The organism is Candidatus Poriferisocius sp. (assembly GCF_965219815.1).
Taxonomy (GTDB): Bacteria; Actinomycetota; Acidimicrobiia; order Acidimicrobiales; family Bin134; genus Poriferisocius.
Map to the genome: position 1 here is coordinate 2,786,023 of NZ_OZ244791.1, position 13,660 is coordinate 2,799,682.

Below are 13,660 nucleotides of genomic sequence, written 5' to 3' on the forward strand. Positions count from 1 at the left end.
CCTGCCCTCACTTTGAGCGAAAAACCTCTCTGGGAAGCCCCCAGCGCAGCGCCTAGCCCCGATTACGGCGCCGGGGCCGACCGCCTGGCTTTGACCGAAGCAGCTCGTCGAGTGCTGAACGCGGTGAGGGTTACTTCGGCCACCGGGAGTTCTCTCACCGAGGCCACTGAGCTACTGGAACAAGCCGCGACCTTGGTGGAAGCGGAGCAAATGAAGGGACTCCACCAACAAGGGGTGATGGGGGAGCTGACGGCCAATTTCAAATCTCGCGACCCCATGGCGTTCTTTCCCTTCAGCCCCATCATCGGCCGGTTGAACCCGGCATCCCCGCCGGTTGAGTTCTGGGCGGAGGGAGAAGAAGTTCATGGAAGAATGAACCTGTCTCCGGTCTATGCCGGCCCTCCCGGCTTGGTCCACGGTGGGATCATCGCCGAGATCTTCGATGAGCTCTTAGGGGTGGTCAACGTAGTCAACAACAAGGGCGGTTACACCGGTACGCTGACGGTGGTCTATCGGCGGCCCACGCCTCTATTGAGGGAGATCAAGCTCCGAGCCTGGCCCTCTGGAACCGAAGGCCGCAAGCTGTACGCGTCCGGTGAGATGGTGTGCGACGAAACGGTGACCGCTACTGCTGACGGCGTCTTCATTCGGGCCAATCGGCAGCTCTATGAGGATCTGGAAAACCCACAGGAGAACCCATGACTGACACCAGCTTTGAAACCAGCGCGGCGGTTTACGAACTGCTCGACACTATGAAGGGTCTCGATCAGGAGTTCCTCACCGGCCCCAAAGCGCTGGCCGATGACCAGGCCGTGCTGGAGGGCTACCGGTGGATATTCTCCATTACCCAGGTGGCATTGGACGTTTACGTGTGGGCCGATACCAACCGGCCCCGTTTCACCGAGATTGTGGGCCCGTACAAGAAGTGGGGTGGCGACAACTCCGATGCCTTCTACTTTATGACCCGGGTCGACCCCTCCCGCACCTATCGGGTAACCGTGGACCCCGGCGACGCCGTGTACCTGTCGCTCACCGTGTACGGCGGCCCTGACGACGGCCGCTACTCCGAGCGCATCGTCGGAACACTGAACACCACCCAGATGACGCCCAATCCCGACGGCACCTACGAGATGATGATCAGCCCCAACGACCATGACGGCAATTTCCTGAAGCTGGCCCCCGATGCCGTGGTGGCCTGCACCCGCGACTACATGAACAACCCCGTCAACGGCGAGAAGGCCCGCTGGCACATCGAGTGCTTGGACCCGGCCCCGCCGTGGAGCGACATCCATACCGACGCCGAGGTTGCCCGCCGATTCCAGCACGCCACCACTTGGGTGAAGCAACAGGCCGCGATGGTGCCTATCCCGCTGGGGACGCTCAACCACATCGATGATCCCTTCCCGGTTCCCACCGAGACCTTCGGCTGGGCCGCCGGAGATGCCTCTTATGCCATGGGAGCGTTTGAGCTCGACGATGATGAGGCATTGGTATTGAAGGGCAGTTCACCGGAGTGCGTCTTCTGGAACATGTGCCTGTGGAACCAGTTCCTGCACTGCTTCAACTATGACTACGACGACGTCACCACCAATGGCTCCAAAGTGCAGCTCGACGAGGACGGATCGTGGACCATCGTGATTGCGGCCAAAGACCCTGGTGTGCCCAACTGGGTGTCCACCCAGGGGCGCCCCCATGGGCGAATCTGGTTCCGGTGGTTTCTGCCCGAGCGGACCCCCGACCCGATCAGCGCCGAGGTGGTGAAGCTGGCCGAGCTGAGCTAGTGCTCTAGTTCGACGGCAAAGCGGTCGGTGTAGAAGCTGAGCGCTTGGCGGCGCTCTTTTGCGGTCATGCCGAAGTCGGCCAGATCGTAGATCACCCGGCCGTGCTTTCCTCGAGGATGGTCAGCCATGTAGGTGTCCATGGCGGACTTGACTTCGGCGGTGAATGGCTGGTCGGCCAGTTTGTAGATGCGCTCCACCATGGCCACGTCGTCGGCCATGAACTCGTGGAACAGCACATCGATGGACTGCTCGGGCGGTACGAGATCGCGGTCGTCGGTGCAAGATTGGAGCATGTCCTGGATGAGCTGAGCCCACCACTGGCCGATGCCGGAGACATCCACCGGGTGGGTGGCGCTCATGCGAGCCGAATAGCAGATCATGGTGGCAAATGAGGCGGTGATCGACACCGGGTCGCGGTGGGTGAAGACCACGGTGGCGTCGCCGAACACATTCATGAGCGGGGCAATCTGCTCCAGGTGTTGCGGCGACTTGAGGACCCAGCGCTCCCGGGGTGGCCGCTGGTGGGTCAGAACTTTCAAGATGCGCTTCAGGTACTGATAGTGGGGGGTCTGGTCGTGTTCCTTGTAGTAGGCCCGCCACGTGGGCAGCACGGCCAGGCAGTCGAACAGCATGGTGGAGAAGTCGATGCCCAGCAGGTGGATCTCCTCGTGGACATGGTCCCAAGTCATCTCGTGCATGCGGGCGTAATGAGGCATGGCGGTGTTGTGGATCACCAGCCCGTTCTTCGCCCGTTCGATGCGGCCCTCTACGGTTCCGGCCTCCTCTGGGGGTGGGACCGGCTCCATGGCCTCCCACCAGGGCAATGAGCGCAACGCGGGGTCAGCAGAGATGAGATTGTGCAGATGGGTGGTTCCAGTGCGGGGCAGCCCGGCGATCACAATGGGCCGCTTGATGGGCACATCCAGGGCATCAGGGTGGTCCTTGATGTACTGCTCGATGCGCAGCCGGTTGGCGGCAAACGCGGTGAGCTGGCTGAAACCGCTCACCCGGCCCATGGGGGAGTGGTCGGCTTCGGCGTCAAGGGAGTGGCAGAGCACCTCGAGCGGGGCCCGGAATTCGTCTGGACCGAAATCGCTGAGCCCTGTCTGAGCGGTGGCCGCGGCCAGAATCGCCTCAGGGCTCAGCTCGATCTGATCGGCCATCGGAGCGGTCTGCTCCATCATCTCCGCGATCTCAGACGGAAGCACTGGATCGACGAGGTCCTCTATGCGGATGGGGGCAGGGCGGTCGCTCACGTCCGGCAGGATAATCTCGCTCAATGCCCCAGCATGTGCCGGAGATCGAGTGGACCGATGATGCCCTGGAACTGAGGAAGTTCGTGTTCGACTACTGGGGTGAGAACAAGCGGGCTCCCAATCTGGCTGCCATGCATGCCGGGACGGGGATCGAACGGCGCCGTTTGATAGAGGCGCTCAAGCTTCTCCAGTTGGGGATCGTTTTTGTGATCGACGAGACGTCTCCGAACTGCGACATATTGAAGGCGCCGCCGTTCTCGGCCTTTCCCAGCCAGGTGGAGATGTTCATCGACGGGGAGTTCCACAGCTATATCGGCTGTGCCCACGAGGGAATCGGAGTCTCCTGGACCCCGTACTTCAGAGGTAAAGAAGTGGAGCTTCGGACCTACGACGCTCACACCCTGGAGCCCATCACCCTGGTGTCGAAGGACTTCAAGCTGATCTCAGCCCACCCCTCTGAGCCGCTAATCCTGTGTACCGAGGTGATCTGGGACTGGGTGAGCACCGACATGAAGCACATGTGCGACCACACGAACTTCGTGTTGAACCGTGAGAACGGAGCCGCCTACGAGGCATCCATCGGGCGGCGGGGGATTTACTTCACCGTTGAACAAGTTGCCGAATACATCGCCTTCGTACTGAACATCCGCATCTATGACTACCACTGGCCAGCCCTGACCATGGACCCTCCCATGATCATCAACCGCCTGCGCGAGCTCGACATCGACCTGAGCCCCTGGGGGCTATAGGGCAGGGGGCCAGCCCGCTAGCCGGCTGCTTTCTGGCGGCGGCGGTGAGCGGTGAGGATCGCCTCGGTGTAACCGTTGGGCTGCTTACGACCCTCGAGGACCAATGCGAGGGCGGCGTTGAAGGGGATGCTGGCGTAGAAATCGCCGCTCATGGGCTCATAGTCGGGATCGTCGGCGTTCTGGCCGTCCACCACCGCAGCCATGCGCTGCATGGCCTCCACCACCTGCTCTTCAGATAGCAGCCCGTGGTGGAGCCAGTTCGCGATGTGCTGGGAAGAGATCCGCAGAGTGGCCCGGTCCTCCATCAGGGCGACATCGTCGATGTCGGGCACTTTGGAGCAGCCCACTCCCTGGCCCACCCACCGGGTGACATAGCCCAAGATGCCTTGGGCGTTGTTGTCCAGCTCCCGCTGGATCTCCCCAGGCGAGAGCTCGCGGTCCGGCGGTAGGACTGCGGGGGCCAGCATGGCTTCAATCTCAGCATCACGGTTGGTGCGAGATTCGGCCCGGTCGGTTTGAACGGCAGCCACATCGGTCTCCAAGTAGTGGAGAGCGTGCAGGGTGGCCGCGGTGGGGGAGGGGACCCACGCGGTGGTCGCCCCCGCCTGAGGATGGCCAATCTTCTCGTCAAACATCGCGGCCATGTCGTCGGGCCGGGCCCACATGCCCTTGCCGATCTGAGCGTGCCCTGGCAAACCCATAGCCAGGCCAACGGCCACATTTGCCTCTTCATAGGCCGTCAGCCACCCGGACGCCTTGATCTCCGCTTTGGGGATCATGGGACCGGCCTCCATATTGGTATGAATGTCGTCGCCGGTGCGGTCCAAGAAGCCGGTATTGATGAACACCACTCGCTCTGAGGCCTCGGCGATGCAGGCGGGCAGGTTGAGAGATGTGCGGCGCTCCTCGTCCATGATCCCCATCTTCAGCGTGTTAGGGGCCATTCCCAAGATGGCTTCGACCGCGGCGAACAATTCGCGGACCAGACCTGCTTCTTCAGGGCCGTGCAGCTTCGGCATCACGATATACACCGACCCGGCATGACTGTTGCGATGGAGCCCCGTTCCGGCCAGATCGTAGAGGGCGCACCAGGCGGTCACCGCCACATCGACGATGGTCTCGGGGATCGGCTGGCTGTCCAGGCGAACCATGTCGGTCTCCATGTGCAAGCCCACGCTGCGCACCAACATGACGCTGCGCCGCCGGACTGTCAGTGGGTTCCCGGCCGGATCGACGGCTGAAGTGTCACTGTTCAGACTGCGGGTTATGGACTGGCCCCCTTTGGTGAACGAGGCCCTCAGATTGCCCTGCATGAGACCCAGCCAGTTGGCGTAGGCCAGAGTCTTGTCTTCGGCGTCCACCGCAGCCACGGAGTCTTCCAAGTCCATGATGGTGGTCAGTGCCGACTCCATCATCACGTCGGCCACCCCCGCGGGATCATCTCGCCCGATGGCGTGACTGCGGTCGATGATCAGCTCAATGTGGAGGCCGTGCTTGCCAAGCATCACTGTGTCGGGCGCGGATTTGTCGCCGGTATAAGCGACGAATTGCGCGTGGTCAGCCAGCTCTGCCGATACGCCGCCGGCCAAGTCAGTCCGCAGCCTGCCTTCAAAAACCGAATAGGACACCGCTTCGGCATGCGACCCAGATAACAGCGGGAAATGGCTGTCCAGCAGGGCTCGAACCCGGTCGATCACCCGCTGACCCCGAATCGGGTTGTAAGGCCCGCTTCGTTCCGCGCCATTCGCCTCATCGATGGCATCGGTGCCGTAGAAGGCGTCGTAAAGGCTGCCCCAGCGGGCGTTGGCCGCGTTCAGGGCATAGCGGGCGTTGTCCACAGGCACCACCAACTGCGGTCCAGCCAAACGGGAAACTTCCGGATCGACTCCCGCAGTGGTCACTGCCGCCGATGGCGGATCTTCGACCAGATAGCCGATGGAGCGCAAGAAGTCGGCCGGGCTTGCTGACTGCCCACCTCGATTCCGATGCCAGGAGTCGATACGGGCCTGCAAGTCGTCGCGTTCGTCCAAGCTGGCCCTGATGCTTGGGCCGAAACGCTCTATTACCTTTGCCAAGGAGGACCAGAACTGCTCGACGTCCACATCGGTGCCCGGAGCCAATCGGCTACTGACGAAGTCGACCAACGGCTTGGCCACCTCGAGTCTTCCGAAAGTCTCGTAGGTCATGGCCACGGCCACAGGGTAGAAGTTGCCTAAGCCGGAATCTCAAGCAAAGTCATGTTTCCCGCAAATAAAGGTGCGGTTAGACCCGGCGGGGTTGCTATCGTCCCCGGACAACCACCACCACACCAAAGAGGTATCAGCATGGCCGCCAACGTTGTCGGTTCGTTCGATGCCGAGGTCCGATCCACCCAAGCGTGGATGGCCTCGCCCCGATTCGAGGGGATCACCCGCCTGTACTCGGCTCGTCAAGTAGTGGAACAACGCGGGGCGATTGGCCAGGAATACCCCGTGGCTCGCGTTGCCGCCGAGCGGTTCTATGCCCGTCTGCGAGAGCTGTTCGACCAGGGTCAGTGCATTTCCACGTTCGGCCCATACTCACCGGGCCAAGCCGTTGCCATGAAGCGGGCGGGGATCGAAGGGATCTACCTGGGCGGATGGGCTACGTCGGCCAAGGGTTCTTTGCATGAGGACCCTGGCCCCGACCTGGCCAGCTACCCCTTGGGCATGGTGCCCGACGAGGCCGCCGGACTGGTGCGGGCGCTGTTGACCGCCGACCGCAACCAGCGCTTCACCCGTTCCCGGATGACGGCATCAGAACGCCTGTCCAACCTGGAGGTCGATTTCACCCCCAGCATCATCGCCGATGCCGACACCGGTCACGGCGGCGATGCCCACGTCCGCAATCTGATTCGCCGCTTCGTGGAGGCCGGCGTTCCCGGCTATCACATCGAAGACCAGAAGCCCGGGGTCAAAAAGTGCGGACACCAGGGCGGCAAGGTGCTGGTGCCGTGCGACGAGCAGATCAAGCGGTTGAACACAGCCCGATTCCAGCTCGACGTGATGGGGGTGCCCGGCATCATCGTGGCCCGCACTGACGCTGAGGCGGCAAACCTGTTGGACGGCGGGACCGACGAGCGCGACCAGCCGTTCATCATGGGGGCAACCCAGATGTCGGTTCCCTCATACAAAGACGCCTACTTGGCGGTTCTGCGCCGGTTGGCCGAAGTCGGCATCGAGGGTGTGAACGGCCACCTGCTGTATGCCGTGCCCGAGAGCCGCTACAAGCGGGCTATGGGATGGCTCGATCAGACCGGGGTCAACCAGATCATCGAGAAGACGGCGGTCACATACCATTCCTCGCCCGACCCCCGGGCCGACGACGCAGTGGACCGGGTCTCCGATGCGCTGGCCGAGGCGTGGCACCGAGCATCGGGGCTGGCCACCTATGCCCAGGCGGTGGCCGACCAGATGGTGATGCGGTCTGCGGAGGGGGAGGCCTTCGGTATGGAGGCGGGGGAGTGGTTGAGCTACGCCCGCACGGTTGACATCGACACCGCGCAGGAGCGGGCTGTGGAGATGGGCCTGGATGTGGCCTGGGATCCCGAGGTGGCCCGGACCACCGAGGGATACTACCAGGTGCAGGGCGGGATCCCCTACGCGGTGGCCAAGTCTTTGTCCGTGGCCCCGTTCTGCGACTTGCTGTGGATGGAGACCAAGACTGCCGACCTGGAAGATGCCCGAGAGTTCGCCGATGCCATCCATGCGGTGCATCCCGAGAAGATGCTGGCCTACAACCTGTCGCCGTCGTTCAACTGGGACACCACCGGCATGAGCGAGGACGAGATGCGGCAATTCCCCGCCGAGTTGGGGCGCCTGGGGTTCGTGTTCAACTTCATCACCTATGGCGGCCATCAAGTGGACGGGATGGCGGGGGAGGAGTTTGCCGCCTCCCTCCAGCAAGACGGAATGCTGGCTCTCGCCCGTCTCCAGCGGAAGTTCCGCCTGGTTGATTCCCCCTACAAGACGCCGCAGACCTTGGTGGGCGGCCCCCGGCTGGATGCCGCGCTGATGGCCAGTTCGGGGCGCACTTCCACTACCCGAGCCATGGGCAAAGGCTCAACCCAGTTCCAGCATTTGGTTCAGACCGAAGTGCCCACCCGCGAATTGGAAGCCTGGTTGGAGTACTGGGCGGACCACAACAGCGTCGACGCGCATCTGAGAGTCCGGCTGCGGCCCTATACCGCGGGATCGGAGGTACTCGAACTGGTGGTGTACAGCGGAGACAACGACTTGGCCAACGTTGTATTCGGAATCCTGAACGACCGGCGGGGCCGAGCCATCTTGTCAGTCCGAGACCAGAACACCCATAGTCCCGCGCTACGCCGCAAGCGTTTGATGGCCCTCATGCACCTGTACCTGATCCGGCGGTACAACGCGGTGTCCATCCAATACCTGACCCCGACAGAGGACAACTATCGCCAGGCTGTGGGCATGAAAGAACTGGGCTTTTTCGCCTCAGTGTCAGATGAGGTGGGCGAAATCATCGTCGCCGACGTGGACGAGGCGATCGTGGTCAAGCTGGTCAGCGACGACCGCGCCTTGCAGGAGCTCATCAAGGGCAGGGAGGTATAGCGGTTAGCGGTGGCTCGCGGACAGAGGTGTCCCTGTGTTGTTGTCAAGCTGCGGGGGCTGGTTTTTCTAGTTGGTTCGGGTGAGGTTCCTCCCCTCTCCGGGATTAGGAAGGAGACTCACAGAAAATTAGTATTTGGGGATGGATACACGAAGAAACCATCAAGGCTGGCGCGCCCGCACGACAGCCGCCGCGGCCGCGCTCGTGGCCGCCGGGATCGCCGCCGGGTTGGCGCTCGCCCCCGCCGCGGTGCAGGGCGACTCAGTGACCGAGACGATGGCCGACCACGAGCGCCGCATCGCAGTGTTGGAGAACACGACCGGAGCTCCGGCGACGACGGACCTCGACGCCTCCCACTTCTTCGCCTGCGCCGACCCGCCCGACAGTTGGTTCCCCGAGTACTCGATGTGCTCGCGCACGACGAACAACATCGGGGCGGTGGGCCGCTGGCGGGTGGACTACGGCCCCGACACCAAAGAGGCCATGTTGTGCGCCACCACTGGCCCCGACCTGAGAAACGCCCCGAACCCCTGGGCCGCAGACTGCACCGGCCTCCAAGAAGGCAGCACCCACGACATACCCCCCCGCCACTCCATCCTCATAGCCCGATACGCCAACGACCCCGACACCTCCGGGCTTATGCTGACACTGGTCCCCATGCCCTGACCCGCCCGGCCGCCCTGGGAGCTCTATGGGCCGCTGGGTACTCAGCCCCCCGAGGCCATGGACAGCGGGCCCGGCCCGATTACAGGTGTGTGGTGGGGGGATACTCAGCACCTATCGCCGTTTGCTGATCGGGGTGTCGTAGCGGTTAGCGGTGGCTCGTGGGCAGGGGGGCGCTGGACATCGCCGAACGGAGCAAAAGGGCGAGCGCTGCGGTGGCCAAGGTCACACCGGTTAGCAAGATTAGGCCCGCGGTCGATCCACCGATGTCGGACAGCACGCCGAAGAGAATGGGGCCGGCCACGCCTCCAGCTTCTCCGGCGGTGAAGAACAGCCCTCCGGCTGCACCCATATTGCGCTGGGTGACACCGGGGAGCTGCATCATCACCAATAGGGCCACCGGCACGGCCAGTCCCTTGCTGAAGCCGATGACGGTCAACCCGATGAACGTGGCTGGCCTGCCGTCCAAGCTGAGTAATATGGTGGCCACTCCGAATGCCGCGAAAATCACGGCCATGGCCGCGATTCGGCTGCTTACCGGGATTGCGCGCGGTCCGAATAGCGCGCCGAAGATGCCGAGAGCAGTCACGGTACCGGCCAGGTAGCCCGCCACCGAACTGGAGAATCCCTGGTCTTCGATCACCGTTGGCAACCACCCATTGAGGGAGTGGTTGTAAAAGAACATACCCAAAGCAAAGACCAGCATCAGCTGCACCGCGCGGTGGCGCAAAAGCCCCCAAGCACCGGAGAACCCAGGAGCTGCATCGTGGTCGCGGTCGGTACCGGGAGCGACACGGTCGGCTACTACCGCCGCTAAGAGCCAAATGGCAATGACTGCCGCGCTGACCAGGGCGTAGACCAGCAGCGTGGCCCGCCAGCTCTGGTCGAACGCGGGCATAAGCACGCTGTTGGCGGTCACCAATGCGAGGACTCCGCCAATTGCCGGACCGGTCATCGTGATGCCCATGGCTAGCGCCCGCTCTTCATCGTCGAACCAGACGCTGACCAATTTGGGCGCACCCACCGACACCAGCGGACCGCCGAGGCCGAATACCGCTACCGCGCCGAACATCGCGACAAAGCTGTCGGCCACTGTGCGCAATAGCGCGGACGCCGAGATGAGCACTGTGGCGATAGCTAGCGAGCGGCGGAGTCCGAGGCGATCGATCATCGCGCCCGAGGGGAGCGCGGCAACCAAATACACCAGCGGCCAAGCCGCTAGCACGGTTCCCATGGCTCCCTTGCTAAGACCGAGGTCATCGCGGATGGTCTCCACCAGTGGCGCCATGGAGAACACCGCGAGGCCGAAGGCGAAGTACACCATCCACAGCGCGCTCAGCATCACCCAGCGGTAAGGATGGCGGCGATGCTGCACCCCGGGAACCTAGCAAGCAGCCAAGGTTGACCTATCATGCTGACCCAATGGGTACAGCAGTGGTAACCGGTGCCGGTCAGGGACTCGGACGGGCAATCTCTATGCGCCTAGCCGCCGATGGGCATCATATTGTGGCGGTAGATCTGATCCCCGACACTGCCGCGTCCACGGCGGAAATGCTCAACGGCGAATGGCGACAGTGCGATGTCTCCGATCCTGAATCGGTGGCCGCGCTCGCCGATTCGCTCGACCAAGTGGAAGTGCTGGTGAACAACGCCGGCATCTGGATCTTCGCTGGGATGGATGCCATGACCCCAGAGGACGTGCGCCGGGTGCTTGAGGTGAATGTGATGGGCGTGTTCTATTGCACCCAGGCGTTGGCGCCGCTGATGGGGCCGGGGTCAGCTATCGTCAACCTCTCTTCCAACGCCGCGTATTCCAACTCGCCGGGGGTGGGCATCTACCCTCCGTCCAAAGCAGCGGTGGAGAGCTTTACCAGGCAAACAGCCCTGGAGTTAGGCGCTCGGGGCATTAGGGCCAATGCAGTTGGGCCGGGAATGATCCTAACCGAGGGCACCCAGGCCAACTACGAGGGCGAAATGGGAAGAAGGCGGGCACGAGCCGTGCCCTTGGGCCGAAACGGCTACCCCGAAGATATCGCCGATGTGGTGGGCTTTTTGGCCTCCGACGATGCCCGCTATGTGACGGGCCAAGTCATCTACGTCGACGGTGGTCTCAGCGCAGGCCGAGCCGCTCTTTAGCCGCTGGCGGTCAGACTGGATCTTTGGGCGCGCCAGCGGTGGTACCGGGCCCAGAGCACCAGCAGCGACGGGAGCACAGTGAACGTGGCTATCAGGCCGAACAGGATGGCCACCGCGGCGAGTATCCCCAGTTCCTGCATCGGCACAAGGGGAGAAAAGAGCAGCGCCAATAGCCCGAGGGCGGTGGTGAGTGCGCTGGCCAAAAGAGCTCCGCCCGTGGTGGTCATCGCATTCCGTATACCGTCAACGACCTGATCCGCCTCCTCGTGCTCCTCCAAGAAGCGATGCGTCAGGTGGATCGTGTAGTCAACGCCAATTCCGATCGTGAGCACCACCATGAGTGCTGTGCCCATGTTGTAGGAGATTCCGAACACCCACATGGCCCCAAGCAGCCAGGCAAGGGTTACCGCTATGGGAATGATGGTGACCAACCCGAGCGCGGGGCGGGATCGGCTGATTCCGAAGTAGGCCACAAGGATGGCCAGTGCGGCGGCGATTACGAGACCCACGCTAAGCGCCTGGCTGGCGGCCAGCTCCTCGGTGATCAAGGCGATGAGGGCATCGCCTCCGGTGACAGTGATCTCTCCGCCAGAGCCTCCCCAAAGCGATTCGAGTTCGTCGATCAACTCTTGGAGTGCCTCATTGTCCTCTACCGCGACCGGTATCTGAATGATGGTGCGGTCAAGGCCATCGGAGCGAAGGTCGATCACCTCCGCGAATCCTCCGGGGTCCGCCCTTCTCAACATCTCCCAGGCTTGACGGATCTCTTCCTCGGTGGCCACACCGCCTGTCCCGAGGTTCTCGAAGGCGGCCGCGACGTCGGCGTCGTAGTTGTCGCCGGCTTGTCCGCTACGGCTTGTCCAATCGGCAAGCAGTGTCCCAGCAGAGCCCAACGGAGGCCCCACGATGCCGTTTGGTCGGCGTTCTGAGTCAACCAAAGTGGAGTGAAGGCCGGTTAGGTCTTGAACGGCTTGGCTGCTGTCGAGATCGGTCTCGATAAGCACAGTCATGAGCGTGGCGCTGCCGTCGAAGTTCTCTTCCAGGAAGTCGAAGCTTTTGAACGTGTCGGAGTCCTTGGGCAAGAAGTCCTTGACGGCGAAAGTGGTGCTGAGGTTGCCGGCAGCCACCACAGCCAACGCCGTTACGACGATGGCCGCGCCCAAGACCGGAATCGGACGGCGCACAACGGCGGTAGCAATACGGGGCAATACGGCGGCCGCTCCAGGAATGGTGTCGGCCACGGGGCGAGTTGTCGGTTTCTTTCCTTTAGCAACCAGTCGCCGATCTAGCACCAGTCGAGCGGCGGGCACGAAGCTGGTCATGACTATCCAGCCCGAGATGACTCCGATGCTGGCGATGAGTCCGAAGTCGGCGATGGGTTCGAACCTGCTGCTCAGGTTGGCCAGCAGGCTGACCGCGGTGGTGCCCGCGGCTAGCAACACCGGTACACCGCAGAGCCGGACGGATCGGGCGATGGCCCGGCCTGAGGCATCGTCGTCGGCCTCGGAATCGTCCCGCAGAGCTTCTCGGTAGCGACCGATGATCTGAAGGGCGTAGTCCACCGACAAGCTGATCAAAAGGACGGGGACCAGAGTGAGGAGGATGTTGTCGGGGTCGACAATGCCGACGCCGCCGGGGGAGAGCCAGGATATGGCGCCAAGCGTCCAGAGGATCGTCATGCCCAGGCCCAACATGGTGATGTGGACGTCCGACTGAGTCCGGTAGAAGAGGGCCAGCAGGACCACGATGAAGACGAGGGCGATCACGGTGAGAACCACCAGGTTCTCCTCCCGGGCCTCCCTGCCCTCGGCGTCGCTCTTGGCCAGTGTGATAATCGTGACGTCAAGGGATGCCGCATCGAATCCCTTGGCGATCTCGTGGGCCCGTAGCTGCGCCCTCTCTTGGCCGAGCGCATCGCCGACGTCATCGAGGATGACCAGCGAGAGCCCGGCCAGGGGCGTGCCGGCGTCGTCACGGGCCACGAAACGGCTGAGCAGGTCGTTCAGCTCGGCCTGCTCGGGATCCTGCGCCATCTGGGCCAGCCCAAGGGCGACCTGGATGTCGGTAATCGTGTCCAGACTGAGCCCTGCATCGGCTGCGGCGAGTTCGATCAGCTGGACGTAGCCGTAGATGGGTTCATCTACCAGGAATGGGGCAATCTCCGGATGGCTGGTGATAGCCGTTTGCAGATCTCGAACGGTCCGAAGCGATTCCGCAGTGAGGACGTCGCCTTTGGCCAGAATCTGGACCACACGCAGATCTGCGGCGGCGGGAAAGCTCTCCCTGATCGCGTCGGTGGCCTCGGCGAGTTCGCTGTCGGCAGGAAGGAAGATCCCGGTAGAGTCGATAGGTCCCTCGGGCCGGTCTCTAACCAGGAATCCGGCCAAAAGGGCCAGCGTCACCGCGCCCAAGGCCAAAAGGACGAGTTGGGGTGATCTCCGGATTATGCGGGCCTGCCAGTGGAACATGTTCAGGTCCTAGG

General features: G+C 62.9%; 10 protein-coding genes. 6 read left to right on the plus strand and 4 right to left on the minus strand.

Annotation, left to right across the window (positions count from 1 at the left end; all coding sequences use genetic code 11):
* Window positions 1–12 precede the first annotated feature (12 nt).
* A complete protein-coding gene (locus tag ACOQPI_RS13380; protein ID WP_420620120.1) occupies window positions 13–702 on the plus strand; it encodes a PaaI family thioesterase in 690 nt (229 codons plus the stop codon).
* Window positions 699–1,781, plus strand: a complete 1,083-nt coding sequence (locus ACOQPI_RS13385) for a DUF1214 domain-containing protein (RefSeq protein ID WP_420620121.1) — start codon at window positions 699–701, stop codon at window positions 1,779–1,781. The genes ACOQPI_RS13380 and ACOQPI_RS13385 overlap by 4 nt, the downstream gene beginning before the upstream one ends.
* On the opposite strand, the gene ACOQPI_RS13390 is transcribed toward ACOQPI_RS13385, so the two are convergent.
* Window positions 1,778–3,061 (minus strand): sulfotransferase family protein, encoded by a 1,284-nt coding sequence (locus ACOQPI_RS13390; RefSeq protein WP_420620122.1) that lies wholly within the window; start codon window positions 3,059–3,061, stop codon window positions 1,778–1,780. The genes ACOQPI_RS13385 and ACOQPI_RS13390 overlap by 4 nt on opposite strands.
* Here ACOQPI_RS13390 and ACOQPI_RS13395 point away from each other — a divergent pair.
* Window positions 3,061–3,786: a hypothetical protein gene (locus tag ACOQPI_RS13395; RefSeq protein ID WP_420620123.1), complete on the plus strand. Its 726-nt coding sequence runs from the start codon at window positions 3,061–3,063 to the stop codon at window positions 3,784–3,786. The genes ACOQPI_RS13390 and ACOQPI_RS13395 overlap by 1 nt on opposite strands.
* A gap of 17 nt (window positions 3,787–3,803) precedes the next feature.
* Here ACOQPI_RS13395 and ACOQPI_RS13400 read toward each other — a convergent pair whose 3' ends face one another.
* The gene (locus ACOQPI_RS13400; RefSeq protein WP_420621043.1) at window positions 3,804–5,972 is read right to left on the minus strand and encodes a malate synthase G; all 2,169 of its coding nucleotides are present in this window, start codon (window positions 5,970–5,972) and stop codon (window positions 3,804–3,806) included.
* Between the two features lie 138 nt (window positions 5,973–6,110).
* Between ACOQPI_RS13400 and ACOQPI_RS13405 the strand changes: the two genes are divergently transcribed.
* Both ACOQPI_RS13405 and ACOQPI_RS13410 read left to right on the plus strand, forming a co-directional pair.
* Window positions 6,111–8,381, plus strand: coding sequence for an isocitrate lyase/phosphoenolpyruvate mutase family protein (locus ACOQPI_RS13405; protein WP_420620124.1), 2,271 nt, complete (start codon window positions 6,111–6,113; stop codon window positions 8,379–8,381).
* 139 nt (window positions 8,382–8,520) lie between these two features.
* The gene (locus tag ACOQPI_RS13410) at window positions 8,521–9,045 is read left to right on the plus strand and encodes a hypothetical protein (protein ID WP_420620125.1); all 525 of its coding nucleotides are present in this window, start codon (window positions 8,521–8,523) and stop codon (window positions 9,043–9,045) included.
* 145 nt (window positions 9,046–9,190) lie between these two features.
* Here the strand turns inward: ACOQPI_RS13410 and ACOQPI_RS13415 are convergent, their stop codons facing one another.
* Window positions 9,191–10,417 carry a CynX/NimT family MFS transporter gene (locus ACOQPI_RS13415; RefSeq protein WP_420620126.1) on the minus strand — a complete coding sequence of 409 codons (1,227 nt, stop codon included), beginning with the start codon at window positions 10,415–10,417 and terminating at the stop codon, window positions 9,191–9,193.
* Between the two features lie 47 nt (window positions 10,418–10,464).
* Between ACOQPI_RS13415 and ACOQPI_RS13420 the strand changes: the two genes are divergently transcribed.
* Entirely contained in the window at window positions 10,465–11,178 is a 714-nt protein-coding gene (locus ACOQPI_RS13420; protein ID WP_420620127.1) for an SDR family NAD(P)-dependent oxidoreductase, read from the plus strand.
* Here the strand turns inward: ACOQPI_RS13420 and ACOQPI_RS13425 are convergent.
* Window positions 11,175–13,646 carry an efflux RND transporter permease subunit gene (locus ACOQPI_RS13425; RefSeq protein WP_420620128.1) on the minus strand — a complete coding sequence of 824 codons (2,472 nt, stop codon included), beginning with the start codon at window positions 13,644–13,646 and terminating at the stop codon, window positions 11,175–11,177. The two genes, ACOQPI_RS13420 and ACOQPI_RS13425, sit on opposite strands and share 4 nt — an antisense overlap.
* Window positions 13,647–13,660: the final 14 nt, after the last annotated feature.